The 23,424-nt window shown below is 64.5% G+C and carries 18 protein-coding genes and 1 pseudogene; 13 read left to right on the top strand and 6 right to left on the bottom strand.

All coding sequences use genetic code 11. From position 1 onward, the window contains the following. Nucleotides 1–22: 22 nt before the first annotated feature. A complete protein-coding gene (locus IVB13_RS11920) occupies nucleotides 23–1,603 on the top strand; it encodes an AMP-binding protein (RefSeq protein WP_018455850.1) in 1,581 nt (526 codons plus the stop codon). 53 nt (nucleotides 1,604–1,656) lie between these two features. On the opposite strand, the gene IVB13_RS11915 is transcribed toward IVB13_RS11920, so the two are convergent. The 3 genes from IVB13_RS11915 to IVB13_RS11905 form a co-directional block, all read right to left on the bottom strand. After that, the gene (locus IVB13_RS11915; RefSeq protein ID WP_085349734.1) at nucleotides 1,657–2,751 is read right to left on the bottom strand and encodes an HD domain-containing phosphohydrolase; all 1,095 of its coding nucleotides are present in this window, start codon (nucleotides 2,749–2,751) and stop codon (nucleotides 1,657–1,659) included. A 264-nt stretch (nucleotides 2,752–3,015) separates the two neighbouring features. Beyond that, complete coding sequence (locus tag IVB13_RS11910) at nucleotides 3,016–5,298, bottom strand: molybdopterin cofactor-binding domain-containing protein (protein WP_247295899.1); 2,283 nt, start codon at nucleotides 5,296–5,298, stop codon at nucleotides 3,016–3,018. Continuing rightward, on the bottom strand, nucleotides 5,295–5,786 hold the full coding sequence (locus IVB13_RS11905; protein ID WP_007616069.1) for a (2Fe-2S)-binding protein: 492 nt from the start codon (nucleotides 5,784–5,786) through the stop codon (nucleotides 5,295–5,297). Before IVB13_RS11905 ends, IVB13_RS11910 begins: the two co-directional genes overlap by 4 nt. Nucleotides 5,787–6,090: 304 nt before the next feature. Between IVB13_RS11905 and IVB13_RS11900 the strand changes: the two genes are divergently transcribed. The 4 genes from IVB13_RS11900 (at nucleotide 6,091) to IVB13_RS11885 (ending at nucleotide 8,745) form a co-directional block, all read left to right on the top strand. Next, on the top strand, nucleotides 6,091–6,855 hold the full coding sequence (locus IVB13_RS11900; protein WP_018455846.1) for an alpha/beta fold hydrolase: 765 nt from the start codon (nucleotides 6,091–6,093) through the stop codon (nucleotides 6,853–6,855). A gap of 20 nt (nucleotides 6,856–6,875) precedes the next feature. Next, on the top strand, nucleotides 6,876–7,211 hold the full coding sequence (locus tag IVB13_RS11895) for a hypothetical protein (protein ID WP_026233039.1): 336 nt from the start codon (nucleotides 6,876–6,878) through the stop codon (nucleotides 7,209–7,211). Between the two features lie 240 nt (nucleotides 7,212–7,451). Then, nucleotides 7,452–8,126: a dienelactone hydrolase family protein gene (locus IVB13_RS11890; RefSeq protein ID WP_018455844.1), complete on the top strand. Its 675-nt coding sequence runs from the start codon at nucleotides 7,452–7,454 to the stop codon at nucleotides 8,124–8,126. Nucleotides 8,127–8,262: 136 nt separating this feature from the next. Continuing rightward, a complete protein-coding gene (locus IVB13_RS11885) occupies nucleotides 8,263–8,745 on the top strand; it encodes a hypothetical protein (RefSeq protein ID WP_026233038.1) in 483 nt (160 codons plus the stop codon). A gap of 100 nt (nucleotides 8,746–8,845) precedes the next feature. Here the strand turns inward: IVB13_RS11885 and IVB13_RS11880 are convergent, their stop codons facing one another. From IVB13_RS11880 to IVB13_RS11870, 3 genes are all read right to left on the bottom strand, one after another. Beyond that, nucleotides 8,846–9,589 carry a polysaccharide biosynthesis/export family protein gene (locus IVB13_RS11880; protein WP_018455842.1) on the bottom strand — a complete coding sequence of 248 codons (744 nt, stop codon included), beginning with the start codon at nucleotides 9,587–9,589 and terminating at the stop codon, nucleotides 8,846–8,848. Nucleotides 9,590–9,784: 195 nt separating this feature from the next. Further along, entirely contained in the window at nucleotides 9,785–10,441 is a 657-nt protein-coding gene (gene msrA, locus IVB13_RS11875; RefSeq protein ID WP_026233037.1) for a peptide-methionine (S)-S-oxide reductase MsrA, read from the bottom strand. Nucleotides 10,442–10,570: 129 nt separating this feature from the next. Next, nucleotides 10,571–10,888 (bottom strand): hypothetical protein, encoded by a 318-nt coding sequence (locus IVB13_RS11870; RefSeq protein WP_007616084.1) that lies wholly within the window; start codon nucleotides 10,886–10,888, stop codon nucleotides 10,571–10,573. A 420-nt stretch (nucleotides 10,889–11,308) separates the two neighbouring features. Here IVB13_RS11870 and rpsT point away from each other — a divergent pair, with 420 nt between their 5' ends. The 8 genes and pseudogenes from rpsT to gyrB all read left to right on the top strand — a co-directional run bounded on the left by rpsT (nucleotide 11,309) and on the right by gyrB (nucleotide 23,398). Next, a complete protein-coding gene (gene rpsT, locus IVB13_RS11865; RefSeq protein ID WP_007598259.1) occupies nucleotides 11,309–11,575 on the top strand; it encodes a 30S ribosomal protein S20 in 267 nt (88 codons plus the stop codon). A gap of 1,280 nt (nucleotides 11,576–12,855) precedes the next feature. After that, entirely contained in the window at nucleotides 12,856–14,268 is a 1,413-nt protein-coding gene (gene dnaA, locus IVB13_RS11860; protein ID WP_026233035.1) for a chromosomal replication initiator protein DnaA, read from the top strand. Nucleotides 14,269–14,648: 380 nt separating this feature from the next. Beyond that, nucleotides 14,649–15,767: a DNA polymerase III subunit beta gene (dnaN, locus tag IVB13_RS11855; protein ID WP_007598262.1), complete on the top strand. Its 1,119-nt coding sequence runs from the start codon at nucleotides 14,649–14,651 to the stop codon at nucleotides 15,765–15,767. A 210-nt stretch (nucleotides 15,768–15,977) separates the two neighbouring features. Beyond that, a pseudogene (locus tag IVB13_RS11850) lies at nucleotides 15,978–16,342 on the top strand (DUF559 domain-containing protein). Nucleotides 16,343–16,431: 89 nt separating this feature from the next. Then, entirely contained in the window at nucleotides 16,432–17,568 is a 1,137-nt protein-coding gene (gene recF, locus IVB13_RS11845) for a DNA replication/repair protein RecF (RefSeq protein WP_247488950.1), read from the top strand. Between the two features lie 120 nt (nucleotides 17,569–17,688). Continuing rightward, the gene (locus IVB13_RS11840) at nucleotides 17,689–18,432 is read left to right on the top strand and encodes a hypothetical protein (RefSeq protein ID WP_026233034.1); all 744 of its coding nucleotides are present in this window, start codon (nucleotides 17,689–17,691) and stop codon (nucleotides 18,430–18,432) included. Nucleotides 18,433–18,556: 124 nt separating this feature from the next. After that, complete coding sequence (locus IVB13_RS11835) at nucleotides 18,557–20,683, top strand: hypothetical protein (protein ID WP_247488949.1); 2,127 nt, start codon at nucleotides 18,557–18,559, stop codon at nucleotides 20,681–20,683. A 279-nt stretch (nucleotides 20,684–20,962) separates the two neighbouring features. Continuing rightward, complete coding sequence (gene gyrB / locus IVB13_RS11830; RefSeq protein WP_018455834.1) at nucleotides 20,963–23,398, top strand: DNA topoisomerase (ATP-hydrolyzing) subunit B; 2,436 nt, start codon at nucleotides 20,963–20,965, stop codon at nucleotides 23,396–23,398. The last annotated feature ends 26 nt before the right edge of the window (nucleotides 23,399–23,424 follow it).

Raw genomic sequence — 23,424 nt, 5'->3', positions numbered from 1 at the left:
TGCAGGCTGCACGGGAGGACATATGCCGACTTCGCAAGCCGCCGCCGGAATCGTCGGCCCATTCGACGGGCTCGATGTGCCTTGGCTGCTGAAGATGCGGGCTGACGTGCGCAGCTCACATCCGTTCCTGATCTGGGCGCCGTTCGACGCGCCTGCGCGGCGCTGGAGCTATGGCGAGTTTCACGAGCGGGTCGGCGCGCTCGCGGCGGGACTGACGAAGCGCGGCGTGAAGCCGGGCGAATATGTGCTCATTCACCTCGACAATTGCATCGAGGCGCTGCTGGCCTGGTTCGCCTGTGTCGAACTCGGCGCCATCGCGGTGACCACCAACACGCGCTCGGCGCCGGCCGAACTCGACTATTTTGCCGATCATTGCGGCGCGGTCGCCGCGATCACACAGCCGGCCTATGCCGAGATCGTCGCGCAGAATTGCCGCAACATCCGCTGGATGGCGGTGACTTCGCACGATGCGGGCGCGCCGCCCGGGAACCCGGTCTCACGCGGCGACAGCTTTGAGGAGCTGTTCGCCGATAGCGCCGACCGTCCCAGGCGCGCGATCGATCCGCTCGCGCCGTGCAGCGTGCAATACACCTCGGGCACGACATCGCGCCCCAAGGCGGTGCTGTGGACCCACGCCAACGCGCTGTGGGGCGCCAAGATCAACGCCGCGCACGAAGACCTGCACGCAAGCGACGTGCATCAGGCCTATCTGCCGCTGTTCCACACCAACGCGCTGGCCTATTCGATGCTGGCGACGCTATGGGTCGGCGCCACCTGCGTGATCCAGCCGCGCTTTTCCGCCAGCCGGTTCTGGGGCGCTGCGCGCGAGCACGGCTCGACCTGGACCTCGACGATCCCGTTCTGCATGAAGGCGCTGCTCGAGCAGGAGATCCCGAGCGATCACAAATTCCGTCTGTGGGGCACCGCGATCAACGAGCCGCCGGCCTTCGCCGCCTTCGGCGTCAAGATCATCGGCTGGTGGGGCATGACCGAGACCATCACCCACGGCATCGTCGGCGAGATCGACCAGCCCAACATCCCGATGTCGATCGGCCGCGCCGCGCCGGAATATGAAATCCGCATCACCGACGACGACGGGCGGCCGACCGAAATCGACGGCACCGGAAATCTCTCGATCAAGGGCATTGTCGGCCTGTCGCTGTTCGCCGCATATCTGCACAACGAAAAGGCGACGCGCGAGAGCTTCGACGAGCACGGCTTCTTTCTCACCGGTGACCGCGTGGGGCGGCTGGAGAACGGCTACATTCGCTTCGCAGACCGCAGCAAGGACATGCTGAAGGTCGGCGGCGAGAACGTCGCCGCGTCGGAGATCGAGCAGGTGGTCGCACTGGTCCCCGGCGTGCGCGAGGCCGCCGTGGTGGCGAAGACGCATCCAATGCTGGACGAGGTGCCGGTCGTCTTCATCATCCCGCAGGGTGGCGTCGCCGGTGCCCGGCCTGATCTGCACGACGCCGTGATGGCCGCCTGCCGCGCCGGCCTCGCCGACTTCAAGATGCCGCGCGAGATCCGCTTCGTCGACGACATGCCGCGCTCGACGCTGGAGAAGGTGGCGAAGGCGGAGCTGAGGAAGATGGTGGGGTAGCACGAGCGATTACCACAACGTCGTCCTGGCTTTCGCCAGGACGACACCGGAGTTCAGAACGACCCCAGCGCCACCGGGCGGAACGCTTGCAACAGCTGCTGGTCCAGCTTGCCGCCCATGCCTTCCATCATCGCAAACGCGCGCGAGTGGGTGAAAGGCATGCGATAGGCGCGCTTCTCCACGAGTGCCGCGTAGATGTCGACGATGGTCGTGACCCGCACGATATCGCTGATCTGGTTCGACGAGAGATTGTTGGGATAGCCGGAGCCGTCGAGGAATTCGTGGTGATGCAGCACGACGTCCAGCATCTCCGGCGGGAAGCCGCCTTGAGCCGCGAGCGCGTCATAGCCGCGGCGCGGATGCTGGCGGACTTCAGCCATCTCCTCGTCGGTGAGCTTGCCGGGCTTGTCGAGCAGCGCGGAGGGAACGAAGGCCTTGCCGACATCGTGCAGCAGCGCGGCACGGGTCAGCCGGCGCTGGTCGTCCTCGCGCATGCCGAGGTGCTGGGCGAAGGAGACCGCAAATCCGGTCACGAACAGGCAATGCCGGTAGCTGCCGACATGGTGGCAGCCCACCGTGGTGAGCCACTCGCGCAGCGAGGAGTGCTTGATCGCCTTCAGGATCTTGCTCTCGGCGGCGATGACGTCGTCGAAGGTCAGGGGCACGCCGAGCGGCAGCTTCTCGAACATCTTCTTCAGCACCGCGTGCGCGGCCTCGACGCCGCGATTGAGCGTCTTGCCACGATCGGTCGCGTCATAGACGGCGGTGTCGGGGAAGGCGGCACGGATGCGCTGCAGGATGTCCTCAGGCTGAAGCGGCCGCGAGATGGTGTCGGTGGCGCCCAGCGCCCAAGCCTGCATGGTGCCGTGATGCAGGGCGTCCGCAAGCACGAACAGACGAGGCATGGCGCGATAGGCGTCGCCGCGCAGCTTGTTGCGCACCCGCTGCACGCTGTCGGGCGAGCGCAGATTGATGTCGACCACGAGGCCGGAGAGATCGCGCGAGGGCTGCTCGGGGAGCTCCTGCGTCGTTACCGTGGCAACGTCGCCGACCGCCTTGAGAATGCTGGCGAGCTCGGTGCTCTCGTCGCTCCGGTCGGAGGCGAGCAGAAGCCGGCGTTTGGCGGCGGGTTTGGCTGAGGCGTTCATGGCTTCCCCAAGAGCACGGGCGTGTTTCGGGCAAAAGCCTAAGCCGGATCAGGTTCTCCGGCCCTTAAGAGGCGTGCTCAATGGAACCCTGCGGAATCTGGGACAATTTTACGGAATTCGCGTCCCCGGCGGTTCCAATCAAAAACCTCGAAAACAACCCCATGCACAGTAGAGATGTGGTTGCAAACACAGGGCTTTTTTAACGACGAATCCGCCGGGGGCTGCCCCCGGCGGATCATGTCAGGTCAACAATCGCAACCAGCCTTACGCCTTCATCGCGCCCTTCACGGCTTCGGCCGTGATCGGCAGGGCCCGGACGCGGGCGCCCGAGGCGTTGAAGATGGCATTGCCGATCGCGGGTGCGATCACTGTCACCGCGGGTTCGCCGACGCCAGTGGCCTTTTCGCCATTGGCGATCACGGCGATCGCGACCTCCGGCACCTGGCTCATGCGCAAGGGCGTGTAGCTGTCGAAATTGGTCTGTTCGATGCCACCGTCCTTCAGCGTCGCCTTCTCGTACATCGCCAGTGACAGGCCCCACAGCGCCGCACCCTCGACCTGGGCGCGGATGTTGTCGGGATGCACCTGCGTGCCGACATCGGTGGCGACCGTGAGCTTCTTCACGGTCACTTCGCCCGATGGCGCCACGGCGACGTGAGCGACGCAGGCCGTCCAGCTTGCGGTCGCGCGTTCCTGCGACGAGACGCAGGCCACGCCCATGCCCTCACCTTTCGGCAGCTTCCTGGTGCCGTAGCCGGCAAGACCCATCGCGGCGAGCAGCGTATTGCGCAGCCGCTGCGCACCGCCGTCGTTCTTGCCGGCGCCGTCGAGCAGCGAGATGCGGAACTGCGCGGGGTCCTTGCCCGCCGCCGCCGCGATCTCGTCGATCATGCTTTCGACCGCCCAGAAGGTCCAGCCCGGCGCGACCGAGCGGAGCTGGCCGGACGGCGTCGCGTTGTGCGCCATCTCGTTCTTGATCGCGCGCACATGATGGTTGGGCACGGTGTAGAAGAAGTCGGCCCCGTTCACCGTGAAGGAGTCGAGCGGACCCTTCTTGTCGACCGAGGGCGTCAGGAAATCGGGTATTCCCCAGCGCTGGGTCGGCCACGCCGAAACCACGTCGTGGCTGAGCGCGATGAGCTTGCCGTCGCCGTCCACGCCTGCCTTCACTTTCTGGTAGGTGAGCGGACGCGAGAAATCCATCGTCATGTCGTTCTCGCGCGTATAGATCACCTTCACCGGCTTGCCGATGGCCTTCGCCGCCTGCACCGCCGGAATCATCATGTCGGCATCGAGCCTGCGGCCAAAGCCGCCGCCGAGCCACATCTGATGCATGACCACGAACTTCGGATCGATCCCGGCCGCACCCGCCGCGATCGCGCCGGAGCGCGTTGCGAACTGGTTGCCGGAATAGATGTGCAGGATCTCGCCCTTGAACTCCGCAGTGGCGTTCATCGGCTCCATCGGCGCATGGATATTGATGCTGGTGGTGTACTCCGCCTCCAGCACCTTGGCCGCCGTGCCGAACGCCGCCGCGGGATCGCCGTCCTTGACGAAGAACTGGCCGGAATCCTCCTGCTTCTGAAGCCGCATGGCCTCGTCGAGCAGCGACTGGCTCGACACCTTCGCGTTTGGACCGCCGTCATAGGCGATCTTGAGCGCCTGCGCCGCCTTCTTGGCGTTGGCATATGTGCCGGCGACCGCGACGACCCAGCCCGAGGTCGTTCCGGTCTTGTCGTCGAGGGTGACGGCCTTGATGAAGCCCGGCACTTTCTTGGCGGCACTGTCGTCGACCGATTTCACCGTGGCGCCGAAGCGCACGGGCGGCGTCACGACCGCGCCATAGGCCATGCCTAGCAGCATCACGTCGATGCCGTATTTGGCCGTGCCGTTGGTCTTGGAGGGAATGTCGAGCTGCGGCACCGACACGCCGATCATGGTGTATTGATCCGGCGTCTTCAGCTTGATCGCCTTCAGCTCGTCCGGCGTGAAGGTTTTTGTCGCCTTGCCGCTCTTGACGACATCGGCGAAGGACATCGCCTTCTTCGACTTCGGGTGCGAGATCATGGAATCGCGCACCACGAGCTCCGACGCCGGCACGCCCATCGCGGCGGCCGCGCCTTCTGTCAACGCCATCCGCCCGGCAGCGCCGGCGCGGCTCATGGCCTCGAAGTTCATCATGGTCGACCAGCTGCCGCCGGTGATCTGAGCGCCCAACACGGGATCGTTGAACTTCGGATCGTTGGAGGCAAGCTGTACGCGCATGTCGCTCCACTTCGCGCCCAGCTCTTCGGCCACGATCTGCGCCATGGTGGAGGCGATGTGCTGGCCCATGTCGGCCTTGCCGCAGGTGACGGTGACGAGACCATCGGGCGCGATCGCGTACCAAACGCTCGGCTCGAAGTTCGAAGGCGCCGCAAGCGCCTCACCGATGCCGGGCACGCCGGCATAGCCGAGCACGAGGCCGGCGGCCGCTGTGCCGACCAGGAAGGAGCGGCGGCTGAGATCGGTCGCCTCGGGCGCAACGTTGTTCACGTGCTTGTTCATGTGGGCCTCCGCTCGTTGCCGGAGGCGGATGCGGTGCGCATCTCGGTTGCGGCGCGCATGATTGCCTTCTGGATCCGCGAATAGGTCATGCAACGGCAAAGATTGCCGTCCATATGCGCCACGACCTCTTCCTTGGTCGGGTTGGGATTCTTCGCCAGCAGCGAGGCCGCCTGCATGATCTGACCGGACTGACAGTAGCCGCATTGCGGCACCTGTTCGGCGATCCATGCCTTCTGCAAGGGATGGTCGCCCTTGGCGGCGAGGCCTTCGATGGTGGTGATCTTCTTGCCGGCGACATCGCCGACCATGGTCTGGCACGAACGCACGGCTTCACCGTTGACGTGCACGGTGCAGGCCCCGCACAGGCCGGCACCGCAGCCGAATTTGGTGCCGGTCATCTGCAATTGCTCGCGGATCGCCCAGAGGAGCGGCGTGTCGTTCGCCGCATCCACGGACAGACTCCGCCCGTTGATGGTGAGAGTTGGCATAGGCGTCTTCCCCTGCCGGTGCATGAAGCCGCTTACGGCGGCAACTTGAGTAGCGGACGCCCACCGGGCCGGCGCCAGCCTTGATCGCAAGAATGATCGCGTTCAGGCGCGGAGGCAAATGCAATTTGGAATCGATCGAAACAAACGAGGCGCGCGCATCTTGTGCGTTGCGAGAACAGCGGTGATGCAGCGGCTGAACGCAACAGAGTGCACGCCAAGCAGGCAGGCCATCGCATTCAGGCAGTTTCCTCCGAGTAACCCGGCGCGTTAAGATGGGGGAAGACAAGATAATAAGGTGGATGCAATGCCTAAGATCGATCGGGACGGCGTTGGAATCCATTACGAGGTTCATGGCGAGGGCTGGCCGCTGCTGCTCACCCACGGCTACTCATCGACTTCGGCAATGTGGCATGGGCAGGTCGAGGCACTTGCCCGGGATCACAAGCTGATCTTGTGGGACATGCGCGGTCACGGCCAGTCCGACTATCCCGACGATCCCGCCGCTTACAGCGAAGCACTCACCGTCGGCGACATCGCCGCGATCCTCGATGTGGTCGGCACGGAGCGCGCCATCATTGGCGGGCTCTCGCTCGGCGGCTACATGTCGCTTGCCTTCGCTCGCGCGCATCCAAAGCGCGTCCGCGCGCTGCTGATCATCGACACCGGCCCCGGCTTCAAGAAGGACGATGCACGCGAGGCCTGGAATGCGCGCGCGCTCGCCACTGCCGACAAATTCGATCGCGAAGGGCTCGACGTGCTGAAGGCGGCAACGCGCGAGCGCGCCACCGCGAGCCATCGCGATGCCAGGGGATTGGCGCTCGCCGCACGCGGCATGCTGACCCAGCGCGATGCGAAGGTGATCGAGCTGCTGCCGGAGATCAAGGTGCCCAGCCTGATCGTGGTCGGCGCCGACGACACGCCGTTCCTAGCTGCCTCGGACTACATGGCCGCGAAAATTCCCGGCGCACAAAAAGTCGTGATCCCCGCCGCCGGACACGCCGTCAACATCGACCAGCCACAGGCTTTTGTTGACGCGGTGCTGCCTTTCCTGAAGAACTTGCCGGAATAGGTCGGACAGGAACAGTGGCGATGAAGCGAGCTATATTGGCTGCGGGCGCGGTGTTGCTGTCAGCATCCGCGCAAGCCGAGCAACTCGGCGGGACATTGCCCCGCCTGCCCTTCGTCGCGACCTTGTCGAACAACACGCCGCTCGCTTTCGGCATGGATGCCGACCAGACTGCGCGGGCGCTGGGGCAACCGCTGCAATATGTGCGGGGACGCCCCGGCAACGAGATCTATCTCGCCCTTCGCAACATCGGCGGCAGCAGACTGATCCCCACCCGTCACCGCCTGTTCCTGCAATTCCGCCACGGACGGCTGGCGGGCTGGAAGGAGGATTATGGCGAGAACTGGATGTGGGAGTGAGAGTGGCTTTTCATGACGCAGAGCAATCGTCTCTGCGCCATCATGCGTTGGAGCTGCCACATCGTCACGGCCGGGCTTGTCCCGGCCATCCACGATCTTTCCTACCGCACCAAGAACGTGGATGCCCGGGACATAGGCGAGCGGAAGCGACGCCGTCCTTCGGACGGCTACGCCCGGGCATGACGAGTTTGTGGAACGAGCGGAACCCGCAATCGAAGACTAACCAAAAGGACAACCCGCGTGCGACAGGACATCAAGCTGACGGCCTCCGACAAATTCCAGCTCAGTGCCTATCGCGCTGACCCCGCCGGCACGGCGAAGGGCGCGGTGGTGGTGATCCAGGAGATTTTTGGGGTCAACCATCACATCCGCTCGGTCTGCGATCGCCTCGCCGGGGAAGGCTATGTCGCGATCGCGCCGTCGATCTTCGACCGGACCTCGCCGGGCTTCCAGTCCGGCTACTCGCCCGACGAGATCGCGGAAGCGCGCAAGTTCGTCGCCAGTCCGGACTGGGACGCGATGCTGCGCGACACGCAGGCGGCGATCGATGCGGTGAAGAGCGTCGGCCCGGTCGGCATCATCGGCTTTTGCCTGGGCGGCAGCATCGCCTTCGTCGCGGCGACGCGGCTGTCGGGCCTGAAGGCCGCGATCGGCTATTACGGCGGCGCCGTCGTGCGCTATGCCGACGAGACACCAAAAGTTCCGACACAGCTGCACTTTGGCGAGAAGGATGCCGGCATTCCCCTGACCGACGTCGAGACCATCAAGACGAAGCGGCCGGACGTGGAGGTCTTCGTCTATCCGGGCGCGCAGCACGGCTTCCATTGCGACGAGCGGACGAGCTACGACAAGGCCAGCGCCGACATCGCCTGGCCGCGCAGCATGGAATTTTTCGCGAAGCATTTGAAATCGTAGCGCGCGCGGCTGTCTTCGCTGTCATTCCGGGCTCGCGCTTCGCGCGCCCCGGATGACGAGCAGGAATCGGGTGGCTGCATCCTGCTGCCCGGCGATAGAGCTGGCTGATCAAGCCAATTCGCGCCGGGAGATCATGATGCAGCAGGCCAATACGAACATCGTCATCCGCAATCCGTTCGGCACCATGGACGTGCCCGCGCCTGATGATCGCGACGTCATGGACTATGCCGCAACCGCCGCGCTTGCCGGCGATGCGGCTGACGTCAACGCGGCGGCATGGGCAATTATCGCGGCACAGTCAGACCCGCTCGACGGCATCTGGGCCAGCCGCTGGAATGGCGGCGCAGATCCGACCATTGCCGGCGATACGCCGCAAGCCTGGAAAGAAGGACGCGCGGAGGTGCGGGTCGCAGGCGAGCGCATTTTCCTCCGCTTCGACTGGGACCATGGCCGCCGGCACGGGCTGATCGATACGGCGCGTGATCGCGCGGGTCGCCTGGTCGGGAAATATATCAACCTGACCAACCCGGCGATCACACGGCCATGGGTTGGACTGGTGGTCGACGCCACCAGGATCGACGGATGTTTTCCGAACGGGCGTCTGGATTTCAGGCGGTGAGCTAGAGCTTCGGTTCTGATTGCATCAGAACCGAGGCTCTAGATTCTTTTCTGACGCGTTTTCTTTACGCGAACCGGTATCCACTTCGCTCGAAAACGCTCTAGAACCAGCGCTCGCCGACAAACACGGTGTCGCCGGGGCTCAAGGGGGTGCCGAGCGGCACCACGGCGCGCATGGCGCCGCCGGCTTCGGTGTGCGTGACGGTGACCACGTCGCGCTTGGCGCGGGGCGAGAAGCCGCCGGCGATCGCGACGGCGCTTTCGACCGTCATGTTCGGCACGTAAGGATACTGGCCGGGCGCGGAGACTTCGCCGAGAATGAAGAACGGACGATAGGCCTCGATCTCGACGGCGACCGAGGGCTCGCGAATGTAGCCGTTGCGCAGCCTTGCGGCGATCTCGCCGGCAAGACCCGCGGGGGTGCGGCCGCGTGCCGGCACGCCGCCGATCAGCGGCATGGTGATGGAGCCGCCGGCGTCGATTGCGTAGCTGTTGGTGAGACCTTCCTGGCCGTAGACAACCACGCGCAGCTTGTCGCCGGCGTCGAGATGATAGGAGGCATCGTAGCGAACAGGCGCCGCCATCGGCGCGGCATAACCGACCGGCATGGGCGCAGGCGAGGCAAAGGAATTGCTGAGTGCTGCGATGGCACCGCCGCCACTGCCGACGACGGCGGGCTGCGGCGCGTTGTACGGCTGGCCATAGACCATCGAATCGAGATCGGCGCGCGGCTGCACATAGGCGACGGGACCAGCGGTTTGCATGCAGCCGCCAAGGGTCAGCGCGGCGGACGCTGCCAGGGATGCTGCCGAGATCGACCATCGAAACGCGCGTGCAACCGGCACCGGACTTATCCCTCGAAACGAGACAGATCCAGTGATGCACCGGTTATGGTTAATAAAGCGTTGAGGGGGCGGGTGGCTTGGCAATGGTACCAAACACTCCGTCATGCCCGGGCTCTTCCCGGGCATCCACGTTCTTGGTGCCGCACGAAATATCGTGGATGGCCGGGACAAGCCCGGCCATGACGAGGGACCAGCTTACGCGCTCACACCGACGCCGATCGGGCAGGATACGCCGGTGCCGCCCAGGCCGCAATAGCCGGCGGGATTCTTGGCCAGATATTGCTGATGATAGTCCTCGGCAAAGTAGAATTCGCCGGCGGGTGCGATCTCGGTGGTGATGGTGCCGAGACCTTTTGCAGCAAGCGCCTTCTGATAGAGCGCCTTCGATTGATCGGCCGCTTTCTTCTGCGCGTCTGAATAGGTGTAGATCGCGCTCCGGTACTGCGTGCCGACGTCGTTGCCCTGACGCATGCCCTGCGTCGGGTTGTGGCTCTCCCAGAACGTCTTCAATAGCTTCTCGTACGACACCTTGGTGGGATCGAACACGACCAGCACCACTTCGGTGTGACCGGTGCGGCCCGAGCAGGTCTCTTCATAGGTCGGGTTCGGCGTGTGGCCGCCGGCATAGCCGACAGCAGTCGTGTAAACGCCGTCGCCGAGCTCCCAAAACTTGCGCTCGGCGCCCCAGAAGCAGCCGAGCCCGAACACCGCCTGCTCGAGACCGGCGGGATAAGGCGGCTGCAACTTCGCGCCGTTGACGAAATGGGTGGTCGCGGTCGGAATGGCTTGCGCACGGCCCGGCAGCGCTTCCGCGGCGCTCGGCAATGCGGTGGTCTTGCGCATGAACACCATGGACGGATCTCCGAACGAGCCGTGCATCGCCTGGGCTAATTACTCAGGCGGCGTGCTCGCGATCAGGTGGGAATATAGGTCTTTACGCACGGAGCGGCAGCCCTGTTACAGCGCGGCATGCTCGAAAGCTCAATCCCGGGAATAGCCGATCAACGGCTTGCGCGGGCGGAACAGGATCATCAGGAGGATGCCGAGAATGCCGAGGACGGCGAAAACCGGCTGATCCAGCACCAGGCGGATCACCGAGGTCCACAGCCAGGGCGCCTTGGCCTCAACCCAGGTCCGGAATGCCGTCTGGCTGGCCTGATTGATGTCGTTCCAGAACTGGCCGAAGCGGGTGAACCGCAGGGTCTGGTCGGCCACCCAGCGGGCGCCATCATAGACCATGAAGATGAACCCGCCGGCGAGCAGCAACAGCCCAATCAGTCGGAAAAAGCCGCGGATCATGCCTCACCCTATATAGTCGTCCGATCGGACGACCCTCGGAACGCCGCCAGCCAATACAAGGGAGACGGCAGAAATTCAACCTCTTCAGGGCGTTACGGCACTCATCCCGGCTCTGAGGGGCTGCTTTTGCAGCCCGGGAAAGCGTTGACGGTGCCGAAGACCCTCTCTATAAGGGCGCCAACTGGCGGCGGGCGCAATCCTGCCGCCGCTGTTCTTTGAGCAGATGCAGGCTCTTTGGGCTTAGAGGCTTCTTGGGCTGAGAGGCTCCTTGGGCCTCAGAGGCAGCCGCAAGGCCGTCGCTCATGTTCCGGGAACAGCCTAGCAACCGAACACCCTAATTCCGAGCGTCGATTACGCGGTCAAGCAAGCCGGCGCTACCCGACGAAGACGCGACCGGTACCCGCAAAGGACATTGAGACCATGGCCAATACCACTTCCGCCAAGAAAGCGACGCGCAAGATCGCCCGCCGCACCGCTGTCAACAAGTCGCGCCGCACCCAGATGCGCGGTGCCGTACGTAACGTCGAAGAAGCGATCAAGACCGGCGACCGCGCCGCTGCCGTGACGGCGCTGGCGAATGCCGAGCCCGCCTTGATGCGCGCCGCGCAGCGAAACATCATTCACAAGAACAATGCCAGCCGCAAAGTCTCGCGGCTCACCGCGCAGATCGCCAAGCTCGCCAAGTAAACTCGCGAGCGTTCTGGCACGCCGTCCGATCGAGTCGTTCGATCGGGCGATCACATCGCACATCACACGCGTCAAATAGCCCGGCCTCACGCCGGGCTTTTTTGTTGCCCGTCATATTCACGCAAGCAGTCACGCGTCGAACGACCTTCGATCGGAGGATTGCGGCGCTTGCACCATGACGCGTCCGTAGTTTTACCTGCGAATGGTTTTGCAACAGCGGAAACTTGCACCGCGGTGCAAAAAGCCCCTGCGAGGCGGGCGCAAGTTGAATTCGCGGGCTTGCGAGTTCTGCACACCGTAGTTTCCCCGGATCGCGTCACGCGATGGAGTTACCCTGTGAAACGAGACTCAAAAAACGATGGCTCGCTAACAACTTATCGACATAGTGAGGCCAAGCATTTGGAAAATTCACCCGCGCGTCGCGCGCGTGACGCTTTTGTAAAAAATTTTTGGCGGTGGCGGAGAATTGTCACATCGGACGCGGCATCTTCGATTCTGTGCACGAATCCAAAAACTTGCTCTGAAGCCTGTGCACAAGTGCCGCGTGGCGTTAACGCAGATCAAGATTTTTGATGCCTCAAGTGTGAATCAATTCCGTTGCGAGTCTTTCCGCATAGTGTATTCCTTAAGACGTCAGCGGCGCCCACGATCTTGAGACCAGCGCGGTATCGGAAACGGGGCGAGCGTGCAAATCGGCGGCGGTGTGCACGTAGGCGACGCTTCAACAAGCGATTGTCGGATCAAAACCCACAGCAATGTGGGAACGGTAGCTCTTTGTCTGAATGTCTCCAAGCGGGATCTTTCTCTCGCGCTTAAGAGACATCTTGAAAGCTGCCCCGACAGGCATGATGGCGAAGCCGAGCGGACGACGAGTACACGGGCAGGCATCCGACTACGAAGCGGGTGTCGTTTGGACACGCAGGACCTTGTCGTGAGCAATCACGGCAGGACGGGGAGGTATCATGTCTTACGAACTCAACGCGGTATTGAAACACATTTCGACTTCCAGCATTTCGACTTCCAGCGATGCCGTTTTAGATCCGTCGGACATCAAGCCTCCCGCGTGTAACGGAGCGCCGAGTACGCGCTGACCTCGCGACCCCTCCATCTCTAGACATTGCTGATCGGACGCGGCGTTTCCGCCGAACGGTCGAGCCATGCCTGCAGGTGAAATCGCTTGAGGTCCCGCCATCGCAAATATCCCTGAGCAGGTATCCCTGGCAGGAACTCAGCATGGCGCTCACCACGCAACCTTATCTCTCAAGAAAAGTTCTCAAATGATGACAACCCCGGAACAGGATCGCTGGTCACGCGTGAAGAGTCGGCTGCGCTCGAACGTAGGCGAGGACGTCTATACGAGCTGGTTCGCGCGCATGGATCTGGAAGGCGTCCAGGACGAGAGCGTGCGTCTGTCGGTGCCAACCCGCTTCCTGAAGAGCTGGATCCAGGCCCATTATGCCGAGCGCGTGCTGTCGTGCTGGCAGGCCGAGATGCCGGAAGTGCATCGCATCGATCTCACCGTGCGCTCGGCCGTGCGCCCCGTGGTGCAGCAGAAGGAAGCGCCCGCGCCGGTCGAAACGCGCCGCTCGCCTGCGCCGGAGCTGCGCTCGACCGCGACCGCGCCGGTCTCGGCCAATCATGATGCACTCGGCGGCTCGCCGCTCGATCCGCGCCTGACGTTTGCGAGCTTCGTCGTCGGCCGTTCCAACACGCTGGCGCATGCGGCTGCGCGTCAGGTCGCCGAGGGTCGTCGCGGCGATCCCGTCATGTTCAATCCGCTCTACATCCATGCGGGTGTCGGCCTCGGCAAGACGCATCTCTTGCAGGCGGTGACCTGGGCCGGCAATTCCGGCAACGAGCGCAAGGTGCTTTATCTCACCGCCGAGAAATTCATGTACGGCTTCGTCGCCGCGCTGAAGACGCAGACGGCGCTCGCCTTCAAGGAAGCGTTGCGCGGCATCGACGTGCTCGTGATCGACGATCTCCAGTTCCTGCAGGGCAAGTCGACCCAGGCCGAGTTCTGCCACACGCTGAACGCGCTGATCGATGCCGGCCGCCAGGTCGTGATCGCGGCCGACCGTCCGCCGTCCGACCTCGAAAGCCTCGACGACCGCGTGCGCTCGCGGCTGGCCGGCGGCCTCGTGGTCGAGATGGCCTCGCTCGGCGAGGAGCTGCGGCACGGTATTCTCAAGTCGCGCGTCGCAGCCGCCCGCGCCCATCATGCGACCTTCGAGGTGCCGGAGGAGGTGCTGACCTATCTGGCCCGCGCCATCACCCATAACGGCCGGGATCTCGAAGGCGCGATCAACCGCCTGCTCGCGCATTCGAAGCTCAACAATCGGCCGGTGACGCTGGAGATGGCGGAGCACGAGGTGCGCGACCTGATCCGGCCGCAGGAACCGAAGCGGATCAAGATCGAGGACATCCAGCGCGTGGTGGCACGGCAGTATAATGTCAGCCGCTCCGATCTCCTGTCCTCGCGCCGGACCGCCAACGTGGTCCGTCCGCGCCAGGTGGCGATGTATCTCGCCAAGACGCTGACCTTGCGATCGCTCCCCGAGATCGGCCGCCGCTTCGGTGGGCGCGACCACACCACGGTGCTGCACGCCGTGCGCAAGATCGAGGCCCTGGTTTCCAAGGACACGGCGCTGTCGGACGAGGTCGAATCGCTCAAGCGCCAGCTTCAGGAATAAACGCCTATTTGCTTCTGCGCGGGTGCGACCACATCCAAGCTGCATCGGAGGTCGTCATGCCCGGGCCTGTCCCGGGCATCCACGTTCTTAGGACCGCGAACCCAGACGTGGATGGCCGGGACAAGCCCGGCCGTGACGGGCGCAGAGACGTCCCTGGCCGGCGAGGCGTTCAGCGCGTTGCGGAAACATAGGTAAATCGTGGGGAACTGCCCGCAATCCCTTGAATCCGGGGGCCATCCGCGCCACCTTGCGCGACCCTGACGGCTTTGGTCATATCGGCTGGATGATCCGGCTTTCCGGGGTCTTCGGTGCCGTGGCGCGCGTCCCGCCGCCCGGCTTTTCCAGATTTGTGTTTCCTTGGGGATCGGGCGAGTAGTGCAATGAAGGTTACGGTCGAACGCGCGCAACTCCTGAAGTCGCTGGGCCACGTCCACCGCGTGGTCGAACGCCGCAACACGATTCCGATCCTCGGCAACGTGCTTGTTAGGGCCGAAAACGCGAAATTGTCGCTGAAGGCGACCGACCTCGACCTCGAGGTCACGGAAACGCTCGCGGCGGAAACCGCGACCGCGGGCTCGACCACCGTGCCGGCGCACATGTTCTACGACATCGTGCGCAAGCTGCCGGATGGTTCGCAGATCGTGCTCGAAGCCGACGGCGACCGCGCCGTGCTGGCGATCCGTGCCGGGCGCTCCCGCTTCACGCTGCAGACCCTGCCGGAAAACGATTTCCCGGATCTCGCCGCCGGCGACATGTCGCATTCGTTCAGCCTCGCCGCCAAGGACGTCAAGCGGCTGATCGATCGCACCCAGTTCGCGATCTCCACGGAGGAGACCCGCTATTATCTCAACGGCATCTACCTGCATGCCGCGGGCTCCGCCAAAGCCGCCACCCTGCGCGGCGTCGCCACCGACGGCCACCGCCTCGCCCAGCTCGACCTGGTGCAGCCCAAGGGTGCCGAGGGCATGCCCGGCGTGATCGTGCCGCGCAAGACGGTCGGCGAGGTGCAGCGCCTGATCGAGGACAACGAGGCCGAGGTCACGATCGAGCTGTCGCAGGCCAAGATCCGCTTCACCATCGGCAATGTGGTGCTGACCTCGAAGCTGATCGACGGCACCTTCCCCGATTACGGCCGCGTGATCCCGCAGGGCAACGACAAGGAGCTCGTCGTCGACAAGAAGGATTTCGAGAACGCGGTCGACCGCGTCTCGACGATTTCCAGCGAGCGCGGGCGAGCCGTGAAACTCTCGCTGTCGCCGGGCAAGCTGGTGCTGTCGGTGACCAATCCGGATTCCGGCAGCGCGACCGAAGAGCTCGAAGTCGAATACGCCTCCGACGCCCTCGATATCGGCTTCAACTCCCGCTATCTGCTCGACATCGCCGCCCAGATCGAAGGCGACGTCGCAACGCTCCGGCTCGCCGACCCGGGCTCACCGACTCTGGTGCAAGACCGCGACGACAAGAGCGCGCTCTACGTGCTGATGCCGATGCGGGTGTGAGGGACGTGGTCCTCCTCTCGCGACACCTTTTATGCAGAGACAACCCCTCACCCGGCCTCGCTGCGCGAAGCCCCCCTCTCCCACAAGGGGAGAGGGGGAAGCTACAGCTTCGCCTGCCGAAACAAGCGCAATGCACGTTGCTGCGCCCTCTCCCCTTGTGGGAGAGGGCATCTCCACGGGCGGATACATACTCAGTCGGGTGAGGGGTTCGTGCCGCAGGAACCATCCCATCGGCCAGTCTCCAAACGTCTTCGCCAATTCGCGAAGAATATGCGGCACGAACCGGCGGATGCGGAAGCGGCAATGTGGCGCCTGCTCAGGCACCGGCAACTCTCCGCTTTCAAGTTTCGCCGGCAGGTCCCGTTCAACACCTACATTCTCGACTTCGTCTGCTTTGAGAAGCGCCTGGTGATCGAGATCGACGGCGGTCAGCACGGAGAATCACGACGCGATGCAGCGCGTGACGCAGCTCTCTCGCCGAAGGCTTTGTCATCGCGCGCTACTGGAACAACGACGTGCTCCAGCGACCCACTTCTGTATTGGAGGACATCCTTGCAAAGCTCGCCGAGCGGTAAGATACCCCTCACCCGTCGCCTCACCTTGTGAGGCGCCACCCTCTCCCACAAGGGGAGAGGGGAAGAATCGCGGCCACGACAAAGATCTGATGACCCCCTCCCGCATTCATCGCCTGACGCTGACGCATTTTCGTAATTACCGGGCGGCGGGGCTCGAGACGGCGGCCGACATGGTGGTCCTGGTCGGGCCGAACGGAGCGGGCAAGACCAATTGCATCGAGGCGATCTCGTTCCTGTCGCCGGGACGCGGCCTGCGGCGTGCGACGCTGGACGACGTCGCCGACAATCAGGGCGACGGCTCCTGGGCGGTGTCGGCACCGGTCGAGGGCGCGCTGGGCCTTGCCACGCTCGGCACCGGCATCGATCCGCCGTGCGCAGATAGCCCGGTCAGCCGGCGCTGCCGCATCGACCGCGAACCGGTCAATTCGGCGGCGGCGTTCGGCGACCACATCCGCATGGTATGGCTGACGCCGGCGATGGACGGGCTGTTCATGGGAGCGGCGTCCGAGCGGCGGCGCTTCTTCGACCGCCTGGTGCTCGCCATCGACAGCGACCATTCCAGCCGCATCTCCGCGCTCGAACGTTCGCTGCGTTCGCGCAACCGACTGCTCGAGACGCGCAATTACGACGACCATTGGTGTGACGCGATCGAGCGTGAGACCGCGGAGCTTGCGGTCGCGGTCGCCGCAACCCGCGGCCAGACCGCGGCGCGTCTGACCGGCATGCTGAACGCTCGCGCGCAGGCCTCCGCCTTCCCTTCGGCGCAGATCGCGCTCGACGGCTGGATGGAGAACGCGCTGCTGACGGAGACCGCGACGTCGGTCGAGGACCGCTACCGCCAGATCCTGCGCGACAACCGTCCGCGTGACGCCATCGCCGGCCGTACCACGGATGGTCCGCATCTCACCGATCTGCAGGTGATCTACGCGCCGAAAAGCATGCCGGCGCGCGATGCCTCGACCGGCGAGCAGAAGGCGTTGCTGATCGGGCTGGTGCTGGCGCATGCGAGCCTGGTCGCCGAGATGACCGGCATCGTGCCGCTGCTGCTACTCGACGAGGTCGTCGCGCATCTGGATCCCGGCAGGCGCGCGGCGCTGTTCGACGAGCTGCGCAAGCTCGGCGCGCAGGTGTGGTTGACCGGCGCAGACCCTGCCGCCTTCGCCGAGATCGGCGCCGGGGGCGAGATCTTTGACGTCGAAAGCGGACAGGTATCGGCCCGGCGCTAGTCGCCGCCGTTGAACCGGCCCCATTTCTGCCGCGACTAGTTGCCGGAGGCCGCGCCGACGGCGTCGCAGCCGTTTTGCAATCGCGCAATGACATGCCGCGCGAGACCCCTGGAGAGTGAGATGCGGACGGCAAGGTCCGGGGCGCAAGCTCCGGCACGATGGCGGGCGTTTGCGTGCGGCCTCGTCCTGCTCGCGATCTGCATGCTCGCTGCAAGGGCCGGCGCCGGGATGCCGCATCTCGCGGCGCTGTTTTCCGCCGATCTCACGCCGGATCCCGATGCCAGGCTGCTCGCACCGACCCGCTACAGCTTTCGAGGAATCCACACCACCCTGATGCGGGGCGTCGAAGCGCCGCTTCGGGTCAAGCTCGAGGCCACCGTGCCCGCCGAACTCGGCGACGTCCTAGCCTTCTACCGCAGGGAGCTCGGAAAGCTCGGCTGGCAGGAGCAGCACGATGGCGCCGTCGTCTCCGCCGATCACGTCCAGCTCGCGTTCGCATCTCCGCTCGGTCCGGCGATGCTGGAGCTCGGCCGCAAGGGCAGCAGCACCTTGGTTCATCTCGTGCAGAAGAACTCGGATACTGCAACCCGGGCGAACGTCATGCCCGAGCCGGGCCAGGCGAAGCTGGTGTTCAGCAACATCGGCGAGACGGAAGCCGTGCTCGGGATCAACGCGCACATCATCAAGCGCTCGGCCGGCGCTAACGCCGTCTCGCTGGATCTGGCGCCCGGCAGATATTCCTACGAACTGAACGTACCCGGCCGTCCGGCCCACAGCAATATCCTCACCGTCGCAGCCGGCGACGCCTGGGAGCTCACCATCGGGCGCGACGGCGAGGCATGGTCGCCGCTCCAGCTGTATTGAGCCGTCCGGATCTTTGAACCTGCCCGGTTCCTGCCGCGACTTCTCGTTTGAGACCCGCCGACGGTGTCGCAGCCGTTGCAATCGCGCGCGCCCAAGCGCCGCGCGGCATCCTGGAGACGTAACGATGGCGATGATCCCGCGCGGGATGCAAGTCCCGGCACGATGGCGGCTGCTTGCATGCGGTCTCTTCCTGATGGCGAGCTGCTCGATCGCGGCCGGCGCCGACGAGGGCATCGTCGACGTCCACGCGCTGCCCCAGCTCGAAGGTGCGGTGGAAGACATTTCGCGCCCCGATCCCTATAGCGTCGAATATCGCGTACCGATGCGGCAGGCCGTGACGCTGCCCGCGGTCCAAAAGCTCCTGCGCGACAACGGATGGGTGCCCTATGTGATGCCGCTTGAGGAGAAAAGCAGCCTGCTGAAGTTCAGGAAGGGACGACAAGGCCTTTCCGTTCATTTCACGCAGGCGCTCGGCCGGCCCGACCAGTCCGTGGTTTACTACACCACCGACCGGATGTACGGGAACGTGCCATTTCCGGAAGGCGCAAGTGACATCGTGTTCGACGGGACCCGGCCCTATCTCGGCTGCATCGCGCCGACGCCGCTCGATGCAACGTCGGATTTCTACAGCAGCCAGATGGCTGCGATCGGCTGGCAGAAGCTCACGCCGGAAACCGCCGCACGCTGGACCACCAGCCTGAATGAAACCGTTCCCAACGGCCTGCGCGCGTTCTACGCGCATGCCGATAGCAAGGAGACCGGCTTCTATCAGCAGAAGCCCGTGATGCTGACGCTGACGCGCCGCGACGATGGCCGCACCAATGTCGATATCCGGGTCGCCCCCTTCGCGCTGCCGAGCGAGCTCAAAGCCGATAGCGATCTGGCCGGCCTGCCGCGGCCGAGCCCGACCAAGACGGCCAGGGGGCTCGGCGGCGCGAGCGACAACAAGCGCGAAATGTCGGCCGCCGCGATGGCCGAGCTGCCGGCCGTGCTCGCCTTCTATCACCGCGAGTTCGCCGCGCGCGGCTGGCAGGAGGACGGCAGCGCGCAGCTCGCACCCGGTGACGAGGTCGCGATCAAGATCTCTTCGGCGGAGGAAACCGGCGTGCTGCGGCTTGGCCGCAAATATGATTTCACCATGGTCAGCCTGACCGCGCAGGTGAAGGACTCCGCGCTTGCCGCCCGTGCCAAGGCGAAGAAAGAGGCGGACGACACCGCCGACGAAGCCAGGCGCAAGGTGCAGGCGGCCGCATTGTCCGACGCGCCGCTCAACGCGCAGGCCGACAGCAAGATTCCGGTGCCGCTGCCTGAAAACGCCGAGGGTGTGAAGTTCGAGAGCGACGAGGGCAGGCTCGAGTTCTCCTCGACCTCGAGCGTGAAGGCGCTCACTGCGTTCTATCGCGCATCGCTCAAGCCAGCGGGCTGGAAAGAGCAGCCCTCCGTCATCAATCAGCCCAACATGGCGGTGATGGAGTTCGCAAAGAGCGGCAAGTCGATCTCGATGACCGTGATGCAGATGGGACCGAAGGTGAACGTTAGCGCCAACGGCTCCGGTCTGGTCGTCGCCGCGGCGAAGCCCGTCGAGGCCAAATCGACCCAAGCCAAGGCGGTCCAGACCAAATCGAAGGAGCCGCTCACGCCCGATCCCGATTCGGCCCTGCCGGTGCCGACGCAGCACAGCTCGACCGGCATCAGCTCCACGAAATTTCCCGGCAGCGACCAGTCGTTCCGGACCGAGCTCGAAGCCAGCATCCCCGCCGAGCTTGGCGAGGTCCTCGCCTTCTATCGCGCGGAGCTGACCAATCGGGGCTGGCAAGAGAAGGCCGACGGCGCGATCGTGACGGCCGAGCGGGCGGAGCTCGCGTTCACCTCGCCGCAGGGGCCGGCCGTGCTGAAGCTTGGCCGCGCCCGAGACGAGACCACGGTCAGCCTGATGCAGCGAAATCCGCAGGCCGCGGCCAAGGCCGACATCATGCCGAAGGCCGGACAGGCCAGGCTGATGCTCGGCAATATGGGGCCGAAAGAAGCATCGCTGACGATCAACAATCAGACCGTAAAGATCGCGGCCGGCGCCGGCGGTCCGCAATCGCCGAAAGGCCCGATGCTCGATCTGCCGCCAGGCAAGTACCAGTACGCGCTGCGTCTGCCGGGACGCCCCACTCGCACCGAGATTCTCACAGTGGCCGCCGGCGATGCCTGGGGCCTCCTGGTGGGGCCAAACGGAGATGTGCTGCCGCTTCAGATGTATTGAGCTGCAAGGCCGTTCCGGGGCGTTCCAGGCGCCTCGGAACGCCCTCGTCCCCGCAAAATCCACGCCTTCCACGGCCCGAAACGGCTTCCCGAATCGCGCTTTTTCCAAGCCGCCGAATCGGGCTTCGAAGGCCTTGAAAATCGGCCAAAAAATTCTATTTAATCAAAGACTTGCCGGGGGATACTTTGCGCTAGGCGCAATCCGTCTTTCGTGGCACAAATAGCCCGCATATCAGCGCCTTTTGCGCCGCTGATTCGGGCGACATCTCGAAGGCCTCTCATGACAGAACCTGCTCGGCAGACGCCTGCCGAAAACGAACCCTCAAATCCGAGCGATTACGGGGCGGAATCGATCCGCGTGCTCAAGGGTCTCGACGCCGTCCGCAAGCGTCCCGGCATGTATATCGGCGACACCGATGACGGCTCGGGCCTGCATCACATGGTGTACGAGGTCGTGGATAACGCGATCGACGAGGCGCTCGCGGGCCACGCCACGCGCGTGGACGTGATCCTCAACGCCGACAATTCCGTCACCGTGCGCGACGACGGCCGCGGCATTCCCGTCGACATCCACAAGGGCGAAGGCATCTCGGCAGCCGAGGTCATCATGACCCAGCTCCATGCCGGCGGTAAGTTCGACCAGAATTCCTACAAGGTTTCCGGCGGTCTGCACGGCGTCGGCGTCTCCGTCGTCAACGCGCTGTCAAGCAAGCTCGGCTTGCGCATCTGGCGCGACAACAAGGAACACTACATCGAATTCGCCCATGGCGATGCGGTCGCGCCGCTCAAGGTGGTCGGCGACGCGCCCGGCAGGCGCGGCACTGAGGTGACGTTCCAGGCTTCGACGGAAACCTTCAAGAACATCGAGTATGATTTCGCCACGCTGGAGCACCGGCTGCGCGAGCTCGCCTTCCTCAATTCCGGCGTCAACATCGCCCTCTCCGACATGCGTCACGCCGTCGAGAAGCGCGAGGAGATGCACTATTCCGGCGGCGTCGAGGAATTCGTCAAATATCTCGACCGCAACAAGAAGGCGATCGTTCCGGCGCCGATCATGGTGCGCGCGGAATCCAACGGCATCGGTGTCGAGGCCGCGTTGTGGTGGAACGACAGCTACCACGAGAACGTGCTGTGCTTCACCAACAACATCCCGCAGCGCGACGGCGGCACCCATCTCGCCGGCTTCCGCGGCGCGCTGACGCGCCAGGTCAACGGCTATGCCGAGGCCAACGCGAAAAAGGAAAAGATCGCGCTCACCGGCGACGACTGCCGCGAAGGCCTCACTGCGGTGCTGTCGGTGAAGGTGCCGGACCCAAAATTTTCGTCGCAGACCAAGGACAAGCTGGTGTCCTCGGAAGTGCGCCCCGTGGTCGAGAACGTGCTCAACGAGGCGCTGCAGGCCTGGTTCGAGGAGCATCCCTCCGAAGCCAAGATGATCGTCGGCAAGGTGATCCAGGCGGCGGCTGCCCGCGAAGCCGCGCGAAAGGCGCGCGAGCTGACGCGCAAGAGCCCGCTCTCGGTCTCTTCGCTGCCCGGCAAGCTCGCCGACTGCCAGGAGAAGGACCCGGCGAAATCCGAGCTCTTCATCGTCGAGGGTGACTCGGCAGGCGGCAGCGCCAAGCAGGGCCGCAACCGCGAATTCCAGGCCGTGCTGCCGCTGCGCGGCAAGATCCTCAATGTCGAACGCGTGCGTCCCGACAAGATGCTGCACAGCGAGCAGATCGGCACGCTGATCACCGCGCTCGGCACCGGCATCAGCGACGAATTCTCGATCGAGAAGCTGCGCTATCACAAGATCATCGTGATGACGGACGCCGACGTCGACGGCGCCCACATCCGCACGCTGCTGCTCACTTTCTTCTACCGGCAGATGCGCGAGATCATCGACGGCGGCTATCTCTATATCGCCCAGCCGCCGCTCTATAAGGTCAACCGCGGCAAGTCCGAGCAATATCTGAAGGACGAGCGGGCGCTGGAAGATTATCTGATCGATACCGGGCTGGACGATTGCGTCTATATTCCCGGCACCGGCGGCGATCGCACCGGCCGCGACCTGCGCTCGCTGGTCGATGACGCCCGCGCCGTCCGCGGCGTCCTGCGCAGCCTGCACACCCGCTACAATCGCAAGGTGATCGAGCAGGCCGCCATCACCGGCGTGCTCAACAAGGCGATCTACGGCGATCCGGAGAAAGCCGCCGCGGCAGCCCAATACATCGCCGCCCGCCTCGACACGCTCGCCGACGAGGTCGAGCGCGGCTGGATCGGTCAATACGTCGAAGGCCATGGTTTCCAGTTCGAGCGCACCGTGCGCGGCGTCAAGGACGTCGCCCTCATCGATGACGCGTTCCTGGGCTCGGTCGAAGCCCGCAAGCTCGACGAGTACACCGTCAAGCTCCAGGACGTTTATGCCCGCCCCGGCAAGCTGCGGCGCAAGGACACCGAGCACATGGTCTACGGCCCGGTCGATCTGTTCGAAGCCGTCACCGACGCCGGCCGCAAGGGCGTCTCGCTGCAGCGCTACAAAGGGCTGGGCGAGATGAATCCGGAGCAACTCTGGCAGACGACGCTGGACGTCAATGCGCGATCACTGCTCCAGGTGAAGGTCAAAGAGGTCGACGAGGCCGACGACATCTTCACCAAGCTGATGGGCGACGTGGTCGAGCCGCGCCGCGACTTCATCCAGGAACATTCGCTGAGCGCGACGATCGATATCTGAGATCGGATGGCTTGGACGGTCGTCAT

Source organism: Bradyrhizobium sp. 17, assembly GCF_023073515.1.
Classification (GTDB): domain Bacteria; phylum Pseudomonadota; class Alphaproteobacteria; order Rhizobiales; family Xanthobacteraceae; genus Bradyrhizobium; species Bradyrhizobium canariense_D.
This window is presented reverse-complemented; position numbering and strand designations above follow the sequence as displayed.